The 22916-nt window shown below is 36.7% G+C and carries 20 protein-coding genes and 3 tRNA genes; 18 read left to right on the forward strand and 5 right to left on the reverse strand.

The window, feature by feature from the left end:
• Window positions 1–155: 155 nt before the first annotated feature.
• The 5 genes from H4J56_RS07145 (at window position 156) to H4J56_RS07165 (ending at window position 6621) form a co-directional block, all read left to right on the forward strand.
• Complete coding sequence (locus tag H4J56_RS07145; protein WP_220465914.1) at window positions 156–833, forward strand: 2OG-Fe(II) oxygenase; 678 nt, start codon at window positions 156–158, stop codon at window positions 831–833.
• A 35-nt stretch (window positions 834–868) separates the two neighbouring features.
• Window positions 869–1342, forward strand: coding sequence for a hypothetical protein (locus H4J56_RS07150; RefSeq protein WP_182259094.1), 474 nt, complete (start codon window positions 869–871; stop codon window positions 1340–1342).
• Between the two features lie 243 nt (window positions 1343–1585).
• Window positions 1586–4093: a hypothetical protein gene (locus H4J56_RS07155; RefSeq protein WP_182259095.1), complete on the forward strand. Its 2508-nt coding sequence runs from the start codon at window positions 1586–1588 to the stop codon at window positions 4091–4093.
• 302 nt (window positions 4094–4395) lie between these two features.
• Complete coding sequence (locus tag H4J56_RS07160) at window positions 4396–5223, forward strand: prohibitin family protein (protein WP_395881227.1); 828 nt, start codon at window positions 4396–4398, stop codon at window positions 5221–5223.
• Window positions 5224–5556: 333 nt separating this feature from the next.
• Window positions 5557–6621, forward strand: coding sequence for a metal-dependent hydrolase (locus tag H4J56_RS07165; protein ID WP_182259096.1), 1065 nt, complete (start codon window positions 5557–5559; stop codon window positions 6619–6621).
• Window positions 6622–7062: 441 nt separating this feature from the next.
• Here the strand turns inward: H4J56_RS07165 and H4J56_RS07170 are convergent.
• The 3 genes from H4J56_RS07170 to H4J56_RS07180 all read right to left on the reverse strand — a co-directional run bounded on the left by H4J56_RS07170 (window position 7063) and on the right by H4J56_RS07180 (window position 7594).
• A tRNA-Met gene (locus H4J56_RS07170) sits at window positions 7063–7139 on the reverse strand.
• Window positions 7140–7289: 150 nt separating this feature from the next.
• Window positions 7290–7366 (reverse strand) — tRNA-Met (locus H4J56_RS07175).
• Between the two features lie 151 nt (window positions 7367–7517).
• Window positions 7518–7594, reverse strand: a tRNA-Met gene (locus H4J56_RS07180).
• Window positions 7595–7957: 363 nt separating this feature from the next.
• Here H4J56_RS07180 and rlmKL point away from each other — a divergent pair.
• From rlmKL to H4J56_RS07225, 9 genes are all read left to right on the forward strand, one after another.
• Window positions 7958–10093 (forward strand): bifunctional 23S rRNA (guanine(2069)-N(7))-methyltransferase RlmK/23S rRNA (guanine(2445)-N(2))-methyltransferase RlmL, encoded by a 2136-nt coding sequence (gene rlmKL / locus H4J56_RS07185; protein WP_182221907.1) that lies wholly within the window; start codon window positions 7958–7960, stop codon window positions 10091–10093.
• Window positions 10093–10338, forward strand: coding sequence for a glutaredoxin family protein (locus H4J56_RS07190; RefSeq protein ID WP_182173404.1), 246 nt, complete (start codon window positions 10093–10095; stop codon window positions 10336–10338). The genes rlmKL and H4J56_RS07190 overlap by 1 nt, the downstream gene beginning before the upstream one ends.
• A 3-nt stretch (window positions 10339–10341) precedes the next feature.
• Window positions 10342–12249, forward strand: coding sequence for an ABC transporter ATP-binding protein (locus H4J56_RS07195; RefSeq protein ID WP_182259097.1), 1908 nt, complete (start codon window positions 10342–10344; stop codon window positions 12247–12249).
• A gap of 24 nt (window positions 12250–12273) precedes the next feature.
• Window positions 12274–14070, forward strand: a complete 1797-nt coding sequence (locus H4J56_RS07200) for a DUF3466 family protein (protein WP_182259098.1) — start codon at window positions 12274–12276, stop codon at window positions 14068–14070.
• Between the two features lie 106 nt (window positions 14071–14176).
• The gene (gene bluB, locus H4J56_RS07205; RefSeq protein WP_182215260.1) at window positions 14177–14830 is read left to right on the forward strand and encodes a 5,6-dimethylbenzimidazole synthase; all 654 of its coding nucleotides are present in this window, start codon (window positions 14177–14179) and stop codon (window positions 14828–14830) included.
• Window positions 14831–14850: 20 nt separating this feature from the next.
• Window positions 14851–15201: a purine nucleoside phosphoramidase gene (hinT, locus tag H4J56_RS07210; protein WP_182215258.1), complete on the forward strand. Its 351-nt coding sequence runs from the start codon at window positions 14851–14853 to the stop codon at window positions 15199–15201.
• 120 nt (window positions 15202–15321) lie between these two features.
• Entirely contained in the window at window positions 15322–16395 is a 1074-nt protein-coding gene (locus tag H4J56_RS07215) for a sensor histidine kinase (protein ID WP_070376930.1), read from the forward strand.
• Window positions 16392–17216: a LytTR family DNA-binding domain-containing protein gene (locus H4J56_RS07220; RefSeq protein WP_182250447.1), complete on the forward strand. Its 825-nt coding sequence runs from the start codon at window positions 16392–16394 to the stop codon at window positions 17214–17216. Before H4J56_RS07215 ends, H4J56_RS07220 begins: the two co-directional genes overlap by 4 nt.
• Window positions 17217–17596: 380 nt before the next feature.
• Complete coding sequence (locus tag H4J56_RS07225; RefSeq protein WP_182259099.1) at window positions 17597–17842, forward strand: CDGSH iron-sulfur domain-containing protein; 246 nt, start codon at window positions 17597–17599, stop codon at window positions 17840–17842.
• 168 nt (window positions 17843–18010) lie between these two features.
• On the opposite strand, the gene H4J56_RS07230 is transcribed toward H4J56_RS07225, so the two are convergent.
• Together H4J56_RS07230 and H4J56_RS07235 are read right to left on the reverse strand one after the other, a co-directional pair.
• Window positions 18011–18331 (reverse strand): MBL fold metallo-hydrolase, encoded by a 321-nt coding sequence (locus H4J56_RS07230; protein WP_182259100.1) that lies wholly within the window; start codon window positions 18329–18331, stop codon window positions 18011–18013.
• Window positions 18332–18348: 17 nt separating this feature from the next.
• Entirely contained in the window at window positions 18349–18804 is a 456-nt protein-coding gene (locus H4J56_RS07235) for a cytochrome C (RefSeq protein WP_182259101.1), read from the reverse strand.
• Window positions 18805–19420: 616 nt separating this feature from the next.
• Here H4J56_RS07235 and H4J56_RS07240 point away from each other — a divergent pair.
• From H4J56_RS07240 to H4J56_RS07255, 4 genes are all read left to right on the forward strand, one after another.
• Window positions 19421–19882: a DUF1269 domain-containing protein gene (locus tag H4J56_RS07240; RefSeq protein WP_182259102.1), complete on the forward strand. Its 462-nt coding sequence runs from the start codon at window positions 19421–19423 to the stop codon at window positions 19880–19882.
• A 467-nt stretch (window positions 19883–20349) separates the two neighbouring features.
• Entirely contained in the window at window positions 20350–21468 is a 1119-nt protein-coding gene (hflK, locus tag H4J56_RS07245; RefSeq protein WP_182259103.1) for an FtsH protease activity modulator HflK, read from the forward strand.
• Entirely contained in the window at window positions 21465–22448 is a 984-nt protein-coding gene (gene hflC / locus H4J56_RS07250) for a protease modulator HflC (protein WP_070373525.1), read from the forward strand. Before hflK ends, hflC begins: the two co-directional genes overlap by 4 nt.
• A 139-nt stretch (window positions 22449–22587) precedes the next feature.
• The gene (locus H4J56_RS07255; RefSeq protein ID WP_182215249.1) at window positions 22588–22803 is read left to right on the forward strand and encodes a hypothetical protein; all 216 of its coding nucleotides are present in this window, start codon (window positions 22588–22590) and stop codon (window positions 22801–22803) included.
• The last annotated feature ends 113 nt before the right edge of the window (window positions 22804–22916 follow it).

The following is a 22916-nucleotide window of genomic DNA, read 5'->3' on the forward strand; positions in this document are numbered from 1 at the left end:
CTTTCTAACTAATCACATCTACTGTCGACAAAAGTTTAAATCATTTATTAAAACGAATGCTCACACTAATATATTCAAAGTGCTAATATAGACCATTCATTATTTTATTAGATTATCAAGAAAATGTTAGTTTTACTTCCTAAGATAGGATGTAGTTGAACCTAGCTCAAATAACTTACTCTGGTGGTGACTCATCACTGTTCGAGTCAATATCCAATGATATTGTTGAAAAGGGCTATAGTATTCGTCCTTATGCTCTGCCTGAAGAATTAACCCATCTGTTATTAAATCATATTATTGAGTTACCTACTGAAAAATTCAAACGTGCTGGAATAGGTCGTGCCAAAGATCATATGATTAATGATTTTATACGGACAGATGAAATAAGCTGGATAACCAGTAACAACCAAGCCAGTTGTGCTTGGATAACGTGGGCCGAGTCACTGCAAGCTTATCTTAATCGCCGGTTGTTTCTCGGATTATTTTCTTTTGAAAGTCATTTTGCTCATTATGCTAAAGGCGACTTTTATAAGAAGCACAAAGATGCTTTTAAAGGTGAGGGTAATCGGGTGCTATCTGTTGTTGTCTACCTTAATCAGCATTGGTCCGCTGATGATGGAGGCGAGTTAGTGATTTATGATAAGAAAATACCAACCTCCGCTGTCGTTGATAACAGTAAAATTAAAGTATTGCCCAGCTTTGGTACGATAGTTGTTTTTTTAAGCGAAGAGTTTCCGCATGAAGTATTACCTGCTAAGCGCGATAGATTCTCAATAGCAGGGTGGTTCCGCTTAAACAACAGCATTGACAATAATATAGATCCGCCAAATTAATGAGAAATCAATGAGTATTTATAAGAGCGTAGGCATTGTCTAAATTACCTATAAAATTGCATGTCATCAGTGAATTAGATGAAATTAATCAGCTAATTATCCCATTAAAAGCACTTGCTGATAGAGAGCGAGCCGCTATTTATGGTCTAACGGGCATGGTTTATACTCCTCATATAGATGATTACATGCAGGTAAGTATAAAAAAAGCGGCGATATTAGCTTGTTTAAAAGAACAAGGTATATTGGCCTTATCAAAGGTCGAACTCATTAGTACGGCATTAGATAGCTTACATAAAAGAGCAAGAAATAACGCAATTGTTGAGTATGATGGCAAACGATACCAGCGTCGGTTTTCGCCATTAAAATTAAGTAAGTCAGGTAAAGTTGTCAGTAAATGGGCGAGGTATTGGTTTTTACAATCACCTAATGGCAAAGTGGATACTGAGTGGGAGTATCAGGTACGCGAAATTTGGCCTACTTATTTTTTAATTAGAACTATCGACCTCTAGCGAAAAGGAGCAAGCAATAAATGCGCGCTCCCTATCATGTCTGTTGATTATATCCACATAGGCACTAAAGTATAATGGCGGTTGTGCCGATAACGACAGAGCAATAAAACAACTAACCAACATGGCAACATTTATTTAGTCTTATTTATGAATATGCACTAGGATTAAACCATCAACGTTAATAGTTTATGAATTGAATACCTTCCAATGTGTTTAGCTTCAAAATACGAGGTACCACGATTAATGAGTAGTGTCATCAGTCCTCACTTACAAAAGTTTGAAAAACAAATCTTAAGTTTGGTCCCCTATGCCAGCAATGATAGATTGGAATATTTAGTTAAAAAACTCCTACCTGATGAAAACTCTGGTCAACACCTTGCTGTTAAAAATGAAATCAAAAAACTTGCCCAACAAGCTAATAAACCAATAGATTTACGGCTGATCTTTGCTGATTGTCAAATAGTTACACACAATAAAATTAATCATTATTTGGATATAACGGGTAAAAAGCTATTCAATGAAAAACTTGTTGAATATCAAAATCTTTATACAACAGCACTTTACTATGAAGTTTATGAAGATGCTCAAAAGAGAGCAGCTAATAAAGATAAAGGTGTCAGCAAATATAATATTGAAAACGAAAACGAAAACGAAAATGAAAGTGAATTTTCAGAATTTAAAATAGATAAAACCGAACCTAAACCCTTAGTAAATAAAAATAGAATAATTAACGAACTTAAAAAACTTAACTCTGCTTGTAAAGTCTTTATCAACCCTATTATGGGTATGACCGCGCAAGGGAAAAAAGAGGTAGGTATTACGGCTAACATTGAGAAGATGAATAATCAAAAAGTTGTTATTCAGACCTCTCACGAAATAGCAGGTGTTATAGCAAATAAAGTGTACCTGTGGCTATATGACCATCATACCGAAATAGATTTCACTGAAGAGCTTGAACTCGGATTTGTTATTATTGATAGTCAAAAATCTTCTGCAAATAAGTTTGAATACTTATTGAAATTTTCAAGTCCATTAACAGATCAGCAAATGCGGGTTTTGTTCGCTCATTACCTAAGACAAAAAAAATTGGCTATTATTGGTCCTACAGAACGATTTATCACCCCTTTGTTTGATTCTGTTACCTCTAAAGGTTACGAGCAACTGTATCTAAATAAAACTCACGACATTCCGTTACTATGTTATAAAAATAATAATGCATGGCATGCGAAAGTTGCGATGAAAACATCGGGTAATGATGAGTTTTGGCGGTTTTTTAGTGATACAGATGAAAATTTTCACTTACCCGTACTACTGGGTAACGAAGATATACAAAAGGCGTTAAATGAGAGGAATACGGTTGATAAATATGCTTTTATATTAAAATCTAAATATAAAGATACCTTCATTTATTCCCTTATTTGGTATGACGATTTTGTTAATAATAGAAGCGTCAAAGCTGTTTTTAATAATTATTTCAAAAATAGCCTTTTTAGAGTAGTCAAAATATCCTCATCGTTTATTAATTCTGTAGAAGATGCTTATGTTCCGTCTGCCTTACCTTGTCATGTTCATCCTAAGATGGCTGTGTTAAATAGGGCTATCCCGAAAGCGGCGCTAGATATGATCAGTAATTGCGATCATATGATCACCTTATCAGATATTACTAGCTTGTATGAAACAATACATCGGCCGGTCAGCGAAGACATCATTGAATTAGAAAATTTATTACCAAAACGTTTTCAACTGAGTGCAGTTGACTCACTTGATGAAACCGAAATTGTAACGGCAGAAAATGATGATTCTAGAGGTGAAGACCGCTTTGTATTATCTTTTAAAATGGCAATTACACGCAGTAATAATGTTGTTACTCATATCCCCGGTATAACTAAAAATATCTCTATACAAGGTTTGTTAGTTAGCCTAGTAAAAGAAACTAAATTTAAAGCCGGTGAAGAAATTGAAATTGAATTAACCGTACCTTTTTCTGAACAAGATAGAACACTACAAAAACAGAAATATATTGTGTTAGGTTATGACAGCCATGGGGCTGTTCGATTATTAATGAATACAATTGAAAGTAAACATTTAGCTTGCAGGGCGATAAGAAAGTATATTTATCAACATGTTGATACCCTTGAAGCCTGCGGAAAACGCGGTAGTCGTATTTATGGTCTGCAGAAAGCGATGAGGAATATATATGCACACAATCATTTCTCTATTCCATTCTACTTAAAAGCAACTAAGCACCAACAATATATTAATGCGGCGAGCTTTAGTGGTAACTCTGCACTTAAGCACCTTGTCTATAAAAATGAAAATAGTGAAGAAATTATTCTTAATCTATTGAGTAATCAAAAGTTTAGAGATTCTTGCTTATCAATTATTGCGGTACTTGCTTATAAAGAATTACCTGCTCGTGCATTTTATATTCTTGTTTTACCTAAAGATAAAAATGATAAAGAAGAGTATTCCTTTTGGTATCGTGACTTATCGGTATTGAAAAAATCTGCCCAATTGAAAGAATATACCCAGAAAGTATCTAATCACGGTAAACCGGCAATTTTAAAAGTTGAATTGAAAAAAAGTGATAAAGTGCAAAACATGTATTACCGTGACGAAATCAGTTATTTAAAAAGTCTAGATAAAGACTTAGCGGATGATCTGGAAACTCAGTTAGAAAGTACTATCGGCATCGGAGAAGTGACCGATTTAACTGATATTGCTATTAAGATGATTGCTAATGCCACATAAATGACAACAGACCCATTAACTTTTGTCGAATGGCCGACAGAAAAAATATTAATACAACACTTTTGAGTTCACCTAACTGATAAGGTGAACTTATTAATGGTTAATTTTATCGATTGTTTAGACTTGCAGAGCTGGTTCACTCGGGTGTAAGTTTGACGTTATGTCACTTAAAAGGTTATGGTCTCTGCATAGCGAATAACATGCTGTAATATTTAACGAATGTGTCTTTAAATATGGGCACCTAATTAAGCCTCTGAGGTAGAAAAGTGAATATAGAAAAATTAAATATCCCAACTAAATCAATAATAACAGTGGCGATTGCTGTTACCCTATTTTTCAGCTCTGTTTACACCGTCAATGAAGGGCACATCGGCATTGTCAAACGCTTCAGTGAAGCCAAAGAGCAGGTTAACCCTGGTTTACACTTTAAAGTGCCTTTTATTGATAGCGTTGAAGAGATAGAAGTCAGAACACGAAAAAATGAAGAAAAAATGGCATCAAGTACTAAAGAGCAAATGCCAGTAACTGTTATTGTTTCAGTTAACTGGACGGTAGACAAGACAGCTGCGCTAGAACTTTTTCGCCAATACGGTGGTTTAAAGCAATTTGAAAATAGAATTCTTGATCCTCGTTTTAGATCTGCTACAAAAGATGTTATCCCACAGTATGATGCAGAAAAATTAATACAAGATAGAGCAAGTGCCATTCAAGCGATTGAAGCAAGCTTTATCGAAGAAATGAAAGACTTTCCTGTTACTGTTGATAACATTCAAATTGAAAACATTCAATTACCGGCTAAGTACTTAACCTCTATTGAGACTAAGCAAACAGAAAAAAATCTAGCTGATGCGGAGAAACATAAACTCGCACGTCAAAATTTAGAAGCGCAACGTGACGTAAATACGGCAAAAGCAAAAGCAGATGGTATTAAGCTCGTTGCTATAGCAGAAGCTGAATCTATTCGAATTAAAGGCTTAGCTGAAGCTGAAGCGATTACGGCTAAAGCTAAAGCACTAGGTAACAACCCTTTAATTGTTAAGCTAACAGAAGCTCAAAACTGGGATGGTAAGCTTCCAGCAACAATTTTAGGTAGTAGTAATATGCCAATATTAGATATGAGAGCAAAATAAGTCTACTAGCATCATAATATAAGCCGCTTAATTGCGGTTTTTTTATCTTGGAATAATGAAACTTTGATCGTCGAACAAGATGTTAATCATTACCTTAGTTATTCTATCTCTGTCATGAGTATATTATATGAGTTAAATGCCATAGAAAGTTTATGTCATGTCACGCTCTATGAACAACAAGCTTCTTGTTAAAATTGTCAGTAAACTGAATGAATATAGTTTATTAACCATTTAAACAGTATGAAAAACCAAAGAAAATTTGCTGTCTCAATTGATCTAGAATTGTAGATAAAGGCGTATTAGAATAATAATTGTTAAATCGGCAAGGTCATTATGGATTCATTAACACAAGCTGTCTTGGGCGGCGCTGTCGGCTATGCGGTATTAGGTAATAAAGTTGGTCCTAAAGCAGCTATTTATGGTGCCGTTTTAGGAACATTGCCTGACTTAGATGTATTCTTACCCTATAGCGGTGATGTTGAAGCTTTTACCTACCATCGAGGATTTAGCCACTCGTTATTAGTACATTTGCTCATTAGCCCTTTAATTGCCTGGTTAATAACCAAATGTCATCAAGCTACAGCCATTTATAAGAAACACTGGTTTGTGTTGGTATTTTTGTGCTTGTCTACTCATGGGATTTTGGACAGCTTCACTGTTTACGGTACGCAATTGCTGTGGCCTATTACTGAATATCCCTTTGCGGTCTCTAATTTGTTTATCATTGACCCCATGTATACCTTACCGCTATTGTTTGCGTTTATTGTTATTTTTCTGCCCAGAGTTAAACCGGCAAGTGCTTTAAAAATCAATAATTTTGCATTGGCGATAAGCACACTTTATATCTGTTGGTCTTTGGTGGCAAAGCTTTACATAGACGATAAAGTCACAACAGCGTTAAACGATCGACAGATAAAAACACATCATTATTTGAGTACACCTGCGCCTTTTTCTACGCTACTTTGGCGGGTATTGGTTATGTCTGATGGTCAATATTACGAGGGCTATGTCTCTGTGTTTGACTCAGTATCTGAGGTAAGTCTAGAAGCATATCATTCGTCAGACTATCTGCTTACTAATATCAAAGATGAATGGGATGTGCAACGATTACAATGGTTCACGAAAGGCTTTTATTCAGTAAAACAAGCAGAGCAGTATATTGTTTTATCCGATTTACGTATGGGAGTGGAGTGTAGTTATGTGTTTAACTTTATTGTTGGCGAGCAAACGAGCATGGGGATTGTTAAGAGTCATACTGAAAAGGTAAGTGCTAGGCCTGATTTTAGTCTGCTTGGAGGTGTTTGGCAGCGGATATGGGATCCATCAGTTTCTTTGTCACCTCTTAAAGAAAACGGTGTTTGTGTTAACAGTAAAAATTTATTTTCTAAGAAAGCTTAATAAGATGAGTACACTTCATGTGTATGGTGAGCTCGTTACTTATCCCAGACGTTAGCTTATTAGCGGTTATCTCTAATTAAAGCGAATAATGAAGAATATCATTAAATTTTAAAAGGATAGACAGCAAATAATGTTAAATTTAATATGATGATTTTTTTGTACTAAATAAATATGTATTAGAAAATATTTTAGTTATAGAGCGACTAAATATTATTTAACAATGAAATATGGATTTTGTATCGGAGAATGTTTTTAAATAAGGAAGTGAAGACTTTCAGTACAGACACTCTTTATACTTGAGTTAAAGTTTGTTGTGAGAGCCCATATCTTTCGAGAGGGAACTGACGACCTGCTTTTTATACTTAAGCGTAAGTTGGTTGCGGGAGCCCATATCTAATTGAAAGGGAACTGACGACCTGATTTTATACTTATATCTTAAGTTGGTTGCGGGAGCCAGATTTGAACTGACGACCTTCGGGTTATGAGCCCGACGAGCTACCAGACTGCTCCATCCCGCGTCCGAATGTCCTAATACCTTCTTAGGAAAGCCAAGTTGTTTTAATTCAAACTTAAGAATCTGATTTTATACTTATATCTTAAGTTGGTTGTGAGAGCCCATATCTTTCGAGAGGGAACTGACGACCTGCTTTTTATACTTAAGCGTAAGTTGGTTGCGGGAGCCAGATTTGAACTGACGACCTTCGGGTTATGAGCCCGACGAGCTACCAGACTGCTCCATCCCGCGTCCGAATGTCCTAATAACTTCTTAGGAAAGCCAAGTTGTTTTAATTCAAACTTAAGAATTAACTCTTTATACTTGAGTTAAAGTTGATTGTCGGAGCCCATATCTGATTGAAAGGGAACTGACGACCTGCTTTTTATACTTAAGCGTAAGTTGGTTGCGGGAGCCAGATTTGAACTGACGACCTTCGGGTTATGAGCCCGACGAGCTACCAGACTGCTCCATCCCGCGTCCGAATGGTTTAAGTATTCCCATTAAAGGTTACACATAAACAAGCCATAACTGTTTTAATTCTTGTCATTAACGAATGCATTTCAAAAGCCTCAGCCCTTGAAAGCGATGCGTATCTTAAGGATAGTTACATCACATTGCAAGGCGTTTCTTTAACATTTTTACATCTATTAAAAAAAGGCAGTTAATTGCCCTAATTGTAGTCTAAATGGTGGTTTTGTGACCTTTAAGGTCTGTTAATACGGTTATTAAAAATATTTTAAAATATATATCAGTGAATATTGGTGTTTTATGCACGTCTCTATATAAGTAGTTAGCGTCTTTGTTTATAATTGCGGGCATAAATCGGTCTGGAAAACACTCATGCAGCAATTTTTAGCATTAACATCTCCTGGTATAGAAATTTTATTAGCTCAAGAGCTAAAAGATTTAAAAGCATCACAAGTCGTGCAAAAGCCTGAAGGCGTATATTTTACGGCAACAATTGAAGAGGCCTATAAAATCTGTCTCTATTGTCGCTTATCAACACGAATTTTATTAAAACTTGCTGAAGGTGATGCTGAAAATAAAGATAAACTTTTTGCAACCGCGCAAAGTGTTAATTGGTCTGAACAATTTTCGAGTAACCATACCTTTGCTATCGACTTTGTCGGGTCAAGTGATGAAATCAGAAATACCCAGTTTGGTGCGCTTACGATTAAAGATGCGCTAGTTGATCATTTTCGTGATCAAGGTATGGATAGACCTTCTGTTGACAAAAGTACGCCAGACATCAGTTTTCAAGCGCGTTTGTTAAGAGAAAAGGTTGTTATTTATCTTGATTTCTCTGGTCGTAGTTTATTTAAGCGTGGCTATCGCGAGCACTCGGGTGCTGCGCCATTAAAAGAGCATCTAGCGGCGGCTATTATTACTCGTTCAGGCTGGTTAGATGATACCACTAAACCGCTTGTTGATCCTATGTGTGGTTCTGGCACGATTTTAATTGAAGCTATAATGATGGCCGCAGGTTACGCGCCGGGTATCGACAGAGTAAAATGGGGATTTGATTGTTGGCTTGGTCATCAATTATACCCGTGGCAAGCACAATTAACTCAAGCTAAACAAAAATCACATCTTGGTCTTGAAGAATTAAAAGCGAAAGTTTTTGGTATTGATATTGATAGCCGAGTAATAAATACCGCACAAGTAAATGCTCGTAATGCCGGTGTACAAAAGTTTATTGAATTTTCATGTAAAGATATCAATAATTTAAATAATGGTTTTGGCCACAATGGTACTTTTTTACTTAACCCTCCTTATGGGGAGCGTATTGGTGAATTACCAGAACTTGTTGAAAATTTTGTTTTATTAGGTCGAAAACTAAAAGCACAATTTGTGGACTGGCGTATTGCTATTTTAACAGCGAATGTTGAATTGCTTTCGATGATGAAGCTAGCAAGCCACAAACGCTATAAATTTAAGAATGGTCCATTAGATTGTCAACTTGCTCTTTATAACGTCGATGAAAAACAAGCTTCAGGGCAAAACAATGATGCAGAATTCGAAGATAAAGATTCGGATTTTGGTAATCGCTTATTAAAAAATAAGAAAAATTTAAAAAGCTGGCTGAAAAAAGAAAATATTGAATGTTATCGTTTATACGATGCAGATATTCCAGAATATAATGTCGCGGTTGATGTTTATGGTGAGTATTTGGTTATTCAAGAGTATTCAGCACCTAAAATTATCGAAGAAAGTAAAGTAGCAAAACGTTTGCAAGAAGTTATCTATTTTGCTCCTAAGGTACTCGGTGTTCCTACCGATAAGGTGATATTAAAAACCCGTGCCAAGCAAAAGGGCAGTGACCAATATCAACGTGTTGATCAAAGTAAACAGTCGATGATTATCAACGAACATGGTGCAAAATTAAAAATTAATTTATGGGACTACCTTGATACAGGCTTATTTTTAGATCACCGTAAAACCAGGCAAATTGTTGCACAGAAAGCTAAAAACAAATCATTGCTTAATTTATTTGCATATACCGGTTCTGTTTCATTGCAAGCCGCACTGCATGGCGCAACAAGTATTACTACTGTTGATATGTCGAATACTTACTTGAACTGGGCACAAGAAAACTTTGCCTTGAATAAATTGTCAGGTCATAAATACCAATTTGTACAAGCCGATTGTTTAACTTGGTTAAAAGAGCATAGGGGCACTTATGATGTTGTTTTTGTTGATCCGCCAACGTTCTCAAATTCTAAGCGCATGGAAGACAGTTTTGATGTGCAAAGCGATCACGTGGCGTTAATTACTGATGCAATGAAATGTGTTGCTGAAAACGGTGAGCTTATTTTCACTAATAATAAGCGAAACTTCAAAATGGACTTTGACGCTGTCGCTGCTTTAAATTTTGAGGTGAAGTCAATTTCAGAGTTAACCCGCGATAAAGATTTTCAGCGTAATAAGCATATCCATAACAGTTGGTTAATTACCCGTAAAAAAGTTACGGCATAATGAGTGTTTTATTTCACTTATATAGTAGTGCCGGTTGCCACCTTTGTGAGCAAGCTGCAGAGTTAATTGTTGATATAATACCCGATCACCAAATTAAGGTGGTTGATATTATTGATGATGACACCAGTAGTGAAAATAATTTAGTAAATTTATACGGTGTTCATATTCCCGTATTAGAGCGCTTGAGTGATAACACATTATTATTCTGGCCTTTCGAACAATCACAAGTAGTAGAGTTGATATAAACCATGGAATTAATCCGAATAGCTCAAGGCGAATTAGCCTTCGGTGAAGACAGTATTTTAGATAAGACAGACTTAACGGTAAAAACGGGCGAACGCGTCTGTTTAGTCGGTAAAAATGGCGCAGGTAAGTCTTCATTAATGAAAGTGTTGATGGGTAAACAGAACCTAGACGATGGTCAGATCTTGATGTCGAGCAACATTAAGTTAGCGATGTTAGAGCAAGATCCACCTGAGTCATCTGAAATGAGCGTTTTTGATTATGTTGCTCAAGGTGTTGCTGAAAATGCAGAATTGATTAAGCAATATCACCATATAATTCATATTATTGGTGAAGACCCTTCAGAGAAGAATCTTAATAAATTATCGAACGTTCAACAACAACTTGACCAAGCAAATGCTTGGCAAGATGAACAACGTATCGATAAAGTATTAACCACGCTAGCGTTAGAAGCAGACAAAATGATTTGCGATCTCTCTGGTGGTTGGTTACGTAAACTGGCATTAGCGAAAGCATTAGTCAGCGAGCCTGACGTACTATTACTTGATGAGCCTACTAACCATTTAGATATTAGTAGTGTGTTGTGGTTAGAGCAATTTCTAAAAGACTTTAAAGGCACTATCATATTTATTAGTCATGATAGAGCATTTATTCGTGGTTTAGGGACCCGTATTTTAGACTTAGACCGTGGTCAGCTTGTTAGCTATCCTGGTAACTATGATCTTTATATCGAACAAAAAGCTCACGACTTAGAAGTTGAGTCCACACAAAATGCGCTTTTTGATAAGCGTCTAGCTGAAGAAGAAGTATGGATAAGACAAGGGGTTAAGGCTCGCAGAACTCGTAACGAAGGCAGAGTTCGTTCACTTGAAAAGTTACGAGTCGAACGCCAAGAACGACGTGAAGTTAAGAAGCAGGGCGATATTAATATATCAACCGGTGATCGCTCAGGTAAGTTAGTCTTTGAGTGTGAAAACTTGCATATGGCGTTTGGTGATAAAACCATTTTTAATGGTTTAGATTTACTTATAACGCGAGGCGACCGTTTAGCCCTTATTGGTGCCAACGGCACGGGTAAGTCAACGTTAATCAAATTAATCATGGAACAACAACAACCCACCTCAGGAAAGATGCGTGTTGGTGTTAATTTAGATGTGGCTTATTTTGATCAACATCGCGATGCTTTAGACTTGAGTATGACCGTTCAGGACACCGTTGCCGAAGGTAAGCAAGAAGTCACTGTTAATGGGGTAACACGCCATGTATTGGGATATTTGCAAGATTTCTTATTCAGCCCTAAACGTGCTAGAACTCCGGTACGTGCGCTTTCAGGTGGTGAAAAAAATCGCTTGTTATTAGCACGTCTATTTTTAAGACCCAGCAACTTACTTATTCTCGATGAGCCAACTAACGATCTAGATATAGAAACTTTAGAATTATTAGAAGAAGTCGTTGCAAATTATGCAGGAACCGTTATTTTAGTAAGCCATGATCGCGATTTTGTTAATAATTGTGTAAATAGTTGTCTTTACTTTGATGGGAGTGGTGAAATAACAAATATTGTTGGCGGTTATGATGATGTTGATAGTTATTTAGCATACAAAGCTGAACAGCGTAAGCAGTTAGCTGAAGGTATAAAAGCCCCTGTTAATTCAGTGAGTGAGAGTAAATCTGCAGTTAATGTGCCTACTAAAAAAAAATTATCGTTCAAAGATAATCGTGAATTAGAAGCGCTACCTGGACAGGTCGATGAACTTGAAGCATTAATAAATTCATTGCAAGAACAAGTCAACGACGCTAACTTTTTTGCTCAAGATAGTGATAAAACAAAAAATATATTGAACCAGCTTGAAGAAAGTGAGTCAAAACTCGAAATCGCTTTCGCAAGATGGCAAGAGCTAGATGAATTATAACAAGAAATGAGAGTTAAGTAGTATATGAACAAATTTGTAAAATCTGTATTAGTTTTAGGAATTAGCAGTGCGTTAAGTTTATCAATGGCACAGGCAGCTAAATATGAAGTTATCGATAAAGGTGGCATTGATATAGTTAAATATAGTTATGCTCAGCAAGAAAACAACCAAAATCAAATGGCTATTTCTGGCTCAGATATTTATAATTTTCCCGTTCAATTTCAGTACTTTGATACTAATGATTTTGATAGTATTGTTAGATTTGCCAATTTACAATATGAAGATGTTGATGGCTTAGTCGATATTGAAAACGAAAACGACTTAAGGTTAGGCAATCCAACCGCTAATGATTTAGCTTGGGCTGTCCTGTATTTGACTAGTCAAAACAGCAGTAGCTCAGCTAGGTTTTATCAAAAAATTGGTAATATCTTGGCTATGCGTAACTTAACAGGTAAAGCGGGTGATACTGAAAGCTTTGCTGTATTTGACCAATATTTCCCAGATACCACAACATTGACGCGTTCAACGGTTGATTATGTAAACGGTATTACTAATGATGGCTGGATTTATGGTAACGGCTCAGCTCCATATACTGCATTGCCATTTACGGGCACTGATAATAACCCTGTTGTCTATTGGGTTCGTGATTTTACCTCAAGAGCCTTTTATTCTCCTGATGCAGGCAATACCATTATTGAATTAAAGCCACCGACTGAAGGTGACGATGTTGCCGAGAATCTTCGCTTAGGCGGTGATTCTGCAATTTTAGACATGAGTGAATCTTTATTTGCTGTCGGTTATGCCAGTACGAGTATCGATCAAGAAGCGCTTGATTTTATTTTTGATGAAACGGGTGGCTGTGCAGACCCTGCTATTTTAGCAAATGCTCCGTTCGAAATTTGTATTCAAAATGCAGTGTCGAGTATGTATAACACTGAAGCAATAAAATGGACGCTAAGTTTAGAAGGGGTGACAAAGACTGAGACTTTAGGGCATTTAGTTACACCAAATGTTGATGATACAAGAGAATTTCTTAACTACGCACAGGCTATTAATAATGATGGTGTTGCTGTTGGTTTTGCTCATGGTTGGGTGGATGAGAACGAAACCGAACCAAGCAGAAGTGAACGTCGAAATTTATATGCGGTAGTTTATAAAAATGGTCAAGTGAAAGACTTTACTGATGATCATAGTAAGTTTTTTGATTCTCGTACTTACGGTATTAATAATGCTGGTATTGCTATCGGCCATACTAAAACTGTGGTTAATGGTAATACGCGTACAAAATTCTTTCATGTAGATACCAATGATTTTGATAGTGGTATGCAAATGATAATGCCTGATGACTTTTTCAAGGGCTCATCAAGTACTGCACGTGCTATTAACGAAAATGGTATTATTGTTGGTGAAGGTGAAGTTGAAACACATAACGATCAGCAGTCTCCTCGTCGTAGACATGCTTTTATGTATGAGATTGCCAGTAAGACCTTTACCGATCTCAATGACTTTTTAACTTGTGACTCACAGTACACAATTATCGAAGCGCGAGACATTAACGATAAAAATGAAATATCTGCTTCAGCACTTGTTAAAGCACCTCGCCGTGACGCAAAAGGTGAATTGATGTTTGATTTAGATACTGGCGAGCAGCTTTTAGAAGATGTTGTTCGTGCTGTTACATTGAGACCGTTAGCGGGTGAGATAGATGACTGTTCAGCGGTTGAGGAAAAAATAGAAAGAGAAGGCGCTGGTTTAGGCTTTATCAGTTTATTCGCTCTATTAACCTTTGGCTTTACTCGACGAGTGTTTAAAAAAAGCTAACGATGAGCTTTTAAATATATGATTAGGTCTAGGTTAATTATTAACCTAGACCTTTTTTATGCGACATTGTTATTTATTTCATTTACCTCAAGCAAAAATTATTCAAATGCATATTTCTGAAAAAGAAAGAGACGCGGTTTATAAAACTATCTTTTCACGTCGAGATGTTAGAAGCGATTTTATTAACAAACCCATCCCAGAAGATGTTTTAAAGCGAGTATTAACCGCCGCTCATCATGCTCCCAGTGTTGGTTTCATGCAGCCGTGGGACTTTATTGTTATTAATGATAAAGAAACAAAACAAAAAATTAAGCATGGATTTGAGCAAGCAAATTCGGTCTCTGAAAAAATGTTTACAGATGATAAACAACAAAGCTATCAAAAGTTAAAACTTGAAGGTATTTTGGAAGCGCCGATAGGTATATGTGTCACATGTGATAGAGAAAGAAATGGCCCAGTTGTCTTAGGAAAAACGATCAAAGCTGAAATGGATTTATACAGCGCGGTTTGCGCTGTACAAAACTTATGGCTTGCCGCAAGAGCAGAAAATTTAGGCGTTGGCTGGGTAAGTATTATCGAAGACGACAAGCTTAGAGATGCTTTGAATATTCCCACAAAAATTGAAATCATTGCTTATTTATGCGTTGGTTATGTCACACATTTCAAAGACAAACCTGAATTAGAAAGTGCAGGGTGGTTGCCGAGACGTTCAGTTGATAACGCGATACACTATAATAAGTGGACACCAGAAGTAAACTAACAGACACAACGGAGCATATCATGGCAGAAGAAACTATTTTTTCAAAAATAATCAGACAAGAAATACCAACACCTTTACTCTATCAAGATGAACTCGTGACAGCATTTAGAGACATAACACCACAAGCGAGTACCCATGTCCTCATTATTCCAAATAAATTAATTCCGACGGTTAATGATGTTACTGACGATGACGAGCTCACTCTAGGGCGCATGATCACTGTCGCTAAAAAAATAGCCAAAGAAGAGGGCATTGCTGAAAATGGCTACCGCCTTATTATTAATTGTAATGATCATGGCGGCCAAGAGGTTTATCACATCCACATGCACTTAGTCGGCGGGCAACGTTTAGGTAAAATGATAGCGCTTTAAAGCTTTGTATTTATATTGAATACAAATGAGTTGAGTCGCTGAAATGCTACGGTCAATGGTAATGCGTGAATGGCAAAGCTACTTCATAATTATTATAAGATTTTTTATTGGTTATACTGCGTGAATTGGAAAGAATTATTAGAAAATAAGAACCGACTTTTTTGGTTAGTGCATAGCACAAGTTGGTTTGGATTTGCTTTAGTGCATTATTTAGGATCATTATTACATGATCCTCGTGATATTTTTGTCGTGATAATTTTTCTCAATGCTTATGCGGGTTGGCTGTTCACTGTGCCTTTGCGCTACCTATATCGTAGAGTTTGGAATTTTAGTCCGGCAAAAATAGCCGTTGTGGTCATAGTCGCCTCTTATTTGGTTGGCGTTCTTTGGCAAGTTGTTAAAAACATTAACCATTGGGAAATATACAAGCACGGTTATCGCCCTGATTTTTGGCTGTACTACACCACTAACAGTGTTTATTCATTTTTTATTATTTTGAGCTGGAGTGGTTTATACTTTGGTACAAAATATTATCAAATGCTGCAAAAAGAAAAACAAAATGTTTTAGAGGCTAACAGCGTCGCTCACCAGGCTCAGCTTAAAATGCTGCGTTATCAGCTCAACCCTCATTTTTTGTTTAATACTCTTAATGCAATCTCTACCCTTATTTTGGTTAATGAAAATAAAATAGCCAATGGTATGGTGACTAAATTAAGTGAGTTTCTTCGTTATTCTCTTGATAAAGATCCGATGAAAAAAGTCACCTTAAATAGTGAGTTGCATGCACTAAAACTTTACCTAGATATAGAAAAAGTTAGATTTGAAGACCGATTATGTGTAGAGTTTATCGCAGCGGATGATTGTAAAAATGCCTTAGTACCCAGTATGATATTACAACCTATTGCTGAAAACTCTATTAAGTATGCTATTGCTTCTCAAGAGAGTGGCGGTACCATTAAAGTTACGGTGACCCGCTTTGCCAATGACTTATTATTAGAACTTGCCGATGATGGTCCTGGCGCTGAAATTAAAAATGGTAATCTTTATCGTGAGAATGGTGTTGGCCTCGCAAATAGCCGAGAAAGATTAGCCGCATTGTACGGTAGTGATTTTTCTTTAGTTGTTGCCAATAATACGCCAAAAGGTGTTAAAGTGAGCATTAGAATGCCCTATGAACTAGAGATAAATACATGACAAAGCTTCTGTCAACAATCATAGTTGATGATGAACCTTTAGCAAGGAAAGGCCTTGCCGTAAGATTAGCGGATCATAAAGACGTTGATATTATTGCGCAATGCCATAATGGTCGTGAAGCACTTGAAGCTGTGCGAGCCTATGAACCTGATTTAATGTTTCTTGATATTCAAATGCCAGGCCTAAATGGTTTTGAAGTCGTGCAAGCTATTATTGAAAGAGGATTAAAACTACCCATTGTTATTTTTGTCACCGCCTTTGATCAATATGCCTTACAAGCCTTTGAAGTTCACGCACAAGACTATCTGTTAAAGCCTGCTGATGAAAATCGCCTAGCCGAATCTATGGACAAGGTTAGGCAGAGCCTGATCAGCTCAGAAAATGCTGCTCATAAATCTAAACTTATTCAGCTAGTTAGTGATGTTACCGGTAATGATTGTGATAAAATTTTAGCTGAGCTCGCAAATAATCAACCGGTAAGTTTATCCTCTTACTCTGATATCTTGGCTATAAAAGATGCAGGCGAAGTGAGTAGAGTACCAGTTAAAGACATTTTATGGATTGACGCTGCGGGAGACTATATGTGTGTTCATACCCATAGTGCTACACATATATTACGTAAAACCATGAAGCAGCTTGAAGAAATATTAGACCCAAAGCAATTTGTGCGCAGTCATCGCTCAACCATAGTTAATAAAAATTATGTAGATAAGTTTTGTAGCCAACTTAATGGCGAATATTACTTAGTGATGAGTAATGGCAAAGAATTAAAAGTGAGTCGAAGTTACAAAGAAAAAGTTAAACAAGCTGTTGGTATTTAAAGCGTCAAAATTAGTATTTCCAATTGAATTATTTGCTTAACGTCTCTCTTATTAATCAGCGCAGGTTTTTTTAATCCACCTTCTCATTGAACGCTATTCCTTAAGCAGCCTTGTTTTTAATGGCTTTAGTCTTTTGGGTTAACTTTATTATTGTTACTTCACTTGGCATAGTTATTCTTCAAATGTCAGAGGATAAAATTTTAAAATCCCTTTATTGACCTTGGACTTTAGTGCAGTTTTCTTATGATTTTTTTACTCAACAGATAATTAAAGTTCAACTGGGATAAATAACAGTTGGCTTTTATGGCTTTATCGCTTACTTTAAATATCAGTTACTTGCCTATTTATCGGGCGCTATATATCAATTAATGGAGATTACTATGTCTACACCAGTACGAGCATCTGACACACCTTTTGCAGTCGACGTTGAAGAAGGTAAAAAATATTCTTGGTGTTCTTGTGGGGAAAGCCAAAAACAACCCTTTTGTGATGGCTCTCATAAAGGCTCAGAATTCTCACCATTAAGATATACCGCAACAGAGTCAAAAAAAGTATTTTTTTGTGGCTGTAAACAAACGGCATCTCAGCCAATGTGTGATGGTAGCCATAAAAAAGCCCTAAGCTAAAATTTTTTATCTGCGACTAGGCAAAGACAAACGCTGTTTTGTTTGACCCTAGTTTTATCAGTATCGTCGACAAACCAATTAACAAAGATATTAACCAATTCCCTTCCTTATAATAATGTCTTGGTCAATGACCATGCAAATTGCCACCCCCTCTTAGATTATAATATTTTACTTATAACTTGCTTGGGTTACATTAGCCTGATGCAGGTGTTTTAATTCTTTATCTAGTATATCCATCGCTTCTTTTTCGTGTATATAGCCGGAGTCGATTAACATGGGTAATCGACCCGAGTGATCAAGGTGTGCATGAGTGATCACCACAGCATCTAACTCACTAACATCAAAAGGGAAGGGGTCATGGTTGTGTTTTTCATGGTGATGAGAACCTTGAAACATACCACATTCAATCAGTATATTTTTGTTATTACCCTGTACCAAATAGCAAGAGCCAGTGACTTCTCTAGTGGCTCCAAAAAATTTAATGTTCATGTTAACTCCCATACCTTTTAATGTGGATAATATTGATATCTGGTTTGTTGATAAGGTTTTAATGAATAGTTAGGTTGTAAAAAGGATACTAAATCAATGAGTTCAGTCACAGTCATTACATCATTAAAGACTTTCATCTTTGATTCACCCTGAGGTGTTCTAAACTGTGGTGAATGTAAATTTGAAAATTTATGGGATGGATTAATAATAGAGGTAACCAATTCAGCATAAGTGACTATTTTAGTTTTTTTACCACCCAGGGAAATTGAAAGGGTTTGCTGCTTTGTAATACTATCATCCTTAACACCATCGAGTGTGTGGCAGGCTAAACATTGATATTTTAAGAAAGCTATTTTACCTGCTTCAATATTCCCTGTAGGTAGACTAAATCCTCTTGGTGAGTCAATTCCGTTATCACAACTGAACAGTGTTAATGACATAACGACAAGTAAACTCAATAGAAAGTATTTCATTATTATTCCTTAATCATTTTTAGGTTGAATTATTAGCCAGCTAGTTAACACTCTGCGCTATATGAAGATAATAGAGAATCAATTCTTGCCCATTAATAATGACAAATGAAATAAAAATTTCTAATCATATCAAGGGTCATTCATTAAATAGCAGAATAAATTAAACAGATACCTAAGCAAAGGTAGAGGTAGTAGCTTCTACTAATCGATTGATTTTTAGTCTAGTTACTGTTGATAAAGAGCGCTAGTTTATCTGAATCAAGGTTGATACAGATCAATCAGCTTGTCGTTAGTTAAGATCTCATTGATAAGCAGAGAGTAAATTTTGACGTTGTTTATCATAGGTTAAGCAATGCAATTTATGACTTTAGATCACTTCATTAAATAATGTGTGGCAACGCACAGACGCTTTGTGGATATCAATTTATGATGACTTATGGATAAACATGCACTTTATCGATAGAGGAATTATTAAAATTTTCCTTCTTGTTTTAATCAAATACTGCAGTTCATTGCCTGTTAACATTATAAGGTTTTTAGCCAGTGTGGCTGCACACAGGAGCAACAAATGAAACGTATTTATTTTCTAGCCCCCGATGTTAAGGTTACATGTGAATTGGTAAACTTGTTTCGTGCTGATGGCATTAACGACAGTCAAATGCATCTAATAGCAAACGATAAAATCGATTTAAGCGAACTCCCCAAAGCGGATGCATTGGATGATTCAGACTTGTACCCAGCGATCAAACGGGGTGTTATTGCTGGTGGAACTACTGGATTATTGGCAGGTCTGGCGGTTATAACCCTTCCGGCTACGGGTTTAGCCCTTGGTGGTGCCGCTATTTTAGGTTTTACCGTTGCGGGTGCGAGTTTTGGTGCTTGGGTCTCAGGTATGGTAGGCGCTGGTTTAAGTGATCAGGAGAAGGTTGCATGCGAAACTGCAATTAGTAATGGCGAAGTGCTGATGATGTTGGATGTTCCAGCTGATCACCAGATTGAGGTATATCACGATAAAGTAGCCAGTGTTTGTCCGCTGGTTGAGATTCGTCAAACAGAAATTACTGTCCCACCGCTTTAGCCCTCCTTTTAAATAGAGACCTTACCTGCACAAGTGCGTCAGTAATTATCTACTACTGGCCACATCAAGGGTTAACGTAAGCACTTATAAAAAAAAATCACCATTTGAATTTTTTCAGATTCAATGGAAAGTTATCTCATAAATCCAAGCTGTGAAAACCTTATTTCGACACTCAACTTCAATCAAAATTCAATATTTGTGATGATGTTCTATCTATCACAGGCTGTATTAACTGAAATGATTTATGACGACTACGTGTGGTATCGAACAGAAAACTAATATTATTTATCGTAGAATTTTCTGATGATCCTGACTAGGAAATTACAAAGTGTGTCTATCCAAAAACAAATAATATAATACGATTTATTTAATTAAAGCTATATTTTACAGTTTGATAGGATGGGGCAGTCATTAATTATAAAGTTAAAACCTATTTTTCGAAGGTTAGTTAATAAAGAGAGGAGCCTATGACGCCAGATAATAACAACGCTAAAAAGCCCAAATCAGAGCTACCTGATCTAAGCAAAGTAGTCGGTAAATTTTTTCAAAAGTATCAAGAATTACTGCCAACGAGTAGTGGCAAAAAACCTGGATGGATTATCCTTGCAGTTATATTGCTCACTGGTGGTATTTATACCGCGGTATACACAGTTCCTAGCGATTCTGTAGCCGTTGTACTGAGATTTGGTAAGTTTGAAGCTATTTTCCCCGCGGGTTTACATTTCAAATTACCTTTAGGTATAGAGCAAGTGAACATAGTGCCAACAAAGCGGCAGTTGAAGCAAGAGTTTGGCTTTTCAACGCCTGGTGCTAAAGACCCTGACCAAAATATCTCCATAAACAACTCGTTCAATGATTCTTTAAACAATATAGGCCGTAGTGCTCGTGAGCGTGACTTAGCCGTAGTAAGTAATCAAGTGGGTGAAACGCAAATGGTGACGGGGGATTTGAACACTGCACTGGTGGAATGGGTTATTCAGTATCGAATTGCTGATCCCAAAAATTACTTATTTGAAGTACGTGATCCAGCAGGTACGTTACGCTATGTTTCTGAATCAGTGATGCGTGAAGTGGTAGGTGATAGAACCGTTGACGAAGTGATCACTATTGGCCGCCAAGAAATTGAAGTTGAAGCACTTAAAAAAATGCAGGCTTTGGCAACTAAATATGTAATGGGCATTAGTATCGACCAAGTTCAATTAAAGAATATTAATCCGCCAAAGCCCGTTCAAGCGTCATTTAATGAGGTAAATCAGGCTCAACAAGAAAAGGAAAAGCTGATTAATGAAGCGCGCCGAGATTACAATCGTATTATCCCATTGGCAGAAGGCGAGCGAGATCAACGTATTCGCGAAGCAGATGGCTATAGAATAAAACGAATTAATGAAGCAGAAGGTGATGTATTACGTTTTAATGCACTATATGACCAGTTTAAATTGGCGCCAGAGGTAACGCGCAGACGCATTTACGTGGAGACCATGCAAAAAGTAATGCCAACCATAAGCAACAAAATTATCATCGATAGTGGCACAGTAGATGTTTTGCCTTTGCTAAATTTAACATCTATTGAAGGGAGAAAACCATGAAACGTTATTTAAGCTTATTCACGAGTATTTTGCTATTCGTTATTATTACCTTACTTTATGGCGCCTTTTACACCGTAAATGAAGTCGAACAAGTCATTATTACCCAATTTGGTCGTCCCGTGGGGGAGCCGGTTGTTGATGCAGGTATTAAGTTTAAATTACCTTATATACAACAGGTTAACTCGATTGATAAACGTGTATTGGAATGGGAAGGTACACCTTCAGATATGCCGACAAAGGACAAGTTATATATTTCTGTTAGCTTATATGCCCGCTGGCAAATAACCGACCCATTGCCGTATTTTTTACGTCTGGGTGATGAGCGTAGTGCGCAGTCGAGATTAGATGATATTTTTGGTAGTGAGACACGAAATGCGGTAGCAACACATAAGCTAATTGAAATTATTCGGACCACGAAAGGCCGTCAACCTCTGCGTGACCCATTGTTAACTGATGCAGAAAAAGCATTAGATATGGGCAGTTTAGTGCCTATCCATAAAGGTAGGAAACTTGTCGAACAAGACATATTTAACGCCGCGGCAGAAAAGGTTAAGGTGTTTGGTATTGAACTATTAGATATTCGTTTTAAGCGCATTAATTATAATGAAAGTGTACGACCTAAAATTTATGAGCGCATGATCAGTGAACGTCGCCAAATTGCCGAAAGGTTCTTATCTGAAGGCAAAGGTGAGGCAGCTAGAATATTAGGCAACCGCGAACGTGATTTAAATAAAATTCAATCAGAAGCTTATCGTCAAGTTGTAGAAATTCGCGGTAAAGCCGATGCTAAAGCCGCTGGAATTTATTCTACCGCACATAGCCAAAGCCAAGAATCTATTGAATTTTATGCTTTTACACGAACCTTGCAAGCCTATGAGCTTGCTATTGGCGAAGATACGACATTAGTACTGTCGACTAACAGTGACTTATTTAAATATTTACACAATGCCAACCCCCCAAAAAATATCATCGAAAAGTAAGCGCTACATTGATATTTTAAATAGCATCAATACGAATAAGTCTACATATAAAAACTGCTTTACTGGTACTCCTAATTTGCATCGTTAGATGCTAGGAGTAGCGGTGACTATCATAAAGAATAATTAACGGAGTGTTATCATGGGATCTCATCATACGAATCAAAATAAACACGCTACCGTGAACTTCTCTGCTTTGAAAACCGCAATAGGAAATGGCGAAGCGTTATTAATAAAAAACTTACTAGCAAATCAATCCATGCAAGATCTTGAAAAAAAATACCTCATTAATTTAGCCTATATAAACAACAACCCCAGTATTATAGAACTACTCGAAGGTATTCCTGTTAAGGAATAGGCCATTAGTATCGTTAATATTGACTAGGGTTCAGGCATTTACATTTAAAATCTACAGTTGAATGTTAACCTCTACAACAATGAATAATAAACAGGTCAACAATATGACCTGTT

This window comes from Colwellia sp. BRX8-4, assembly GCF_014077345.1.
GTDB lineage: Bacteria > Pseudomonadota > Gammaproteobacteria > Enterobacterales > Alteromonadaceae > Colwellia_A.

Excerpts from the sequence above, each read along its gene's own strand:
- H4J56_RS07230 (WP_182259100.1), bottom strand. The coding sequence starts at position 18,331 with ATGAACATTAAATTTTTTGGAGCCACTAGAGAAGTCACTGGCTCTTGC.
- H4J56_RS07190 (WP_182173404.1), top strand. The coding sequence starts at position 10,093 with ATGAGTGTTTTATTTCACTTATATAGTAGTGCCGGTTGCCACCTTTGT.
- H4J56_RS07255 (WP_182215249.1), top strand. The coding sequence starts at position 22,588 with ATGGGATCTCATCATACGAATCAAAATAAACACGCTACCGTGAACTTC.
- hflC (WP_070373525.1), top strand. The coding sequence starts at position 21,465 with ATGAAACGTTATTTAAGCTTATTCACGAGTATTTTGCTATTCGTTATT.
- H4J56_RS07220 (WP_182250447.1), top strand. The coding sequence starts at position 16,392 with ATGACAAAGCTTCTGTCAACAATCATAGTTGATGATGAACCTTTAGCA.
- hinT (WP_182215258.1), top strand. The coding sequence starts at position 14,851 with ATGGCAGAAGAAACTATTTTTTCAAAAATAATCAGACAAGAAATACCA.
- hflK (WP_182259103.1), top strand. The coding sequence starts at position 20,350 with ATGACGCCAGATAATAACAACGCTAAAAAGCCCAAATCAGAGCTACCT.
- rlmKL (WP_182221907.1), top strand. The coding sequence starts at position 7,958 with ATGCAGCAATTTTTAGCATTAACATCTCCTGGTATAGAAATTTTATTA.
- bluB (WP_182215260.1), top strand. The coding sequence starts at position 14,177 with ATGCATATTTCTGAAAAAGAAAGAGACGCGGTTTATAAAACTATCTTT.
- H4J56_RS07225 (WP_182259099.1), top strand. The coding sequence starts at position 17,597 with ATGTCTACACCAGTACGAGCATCTGACACACCTTTTGCAGTCGACGTT.
- H4J56_RS07195 (WP_182259097.1), top strand. The coding sequence starts at position 10,342 with ATGGAATTAATCCGAATAGCTCAAGGCGAATTAGCCTTCGGTGAAGAC.
- H4J56_RS07235 (WP_182259101.1), bottom strand. The coding sequence starts at position 18,804 with ATGAAATACTTTCTATTGAGTTTACTTGTCGTTATGTCATTAACACTG.
- H4J56_RS07155 (WP_182259095.1), top strand. The coding sequence starts at position 1,586 with ATGAGTAGTGTCATCAGTCCTCACTTACAAAAGTTTGAAAAACAAATC.
- H4J56_RS07200 (WP_182259098.1), top strand. The coding sequence starts at position 12,274 with ATGAACAAATTTGTAAAATCTGTATTAGTTTTAGGAATTAGCAGTGCG.
- H4J56_RS07165 (WP_182259096.1), top strand. The coding sequence starts at position 5,557 with ATGGATTCATTAACACAAGCTGTCTTGGGCGGCGCTGTCGGCTATGCG.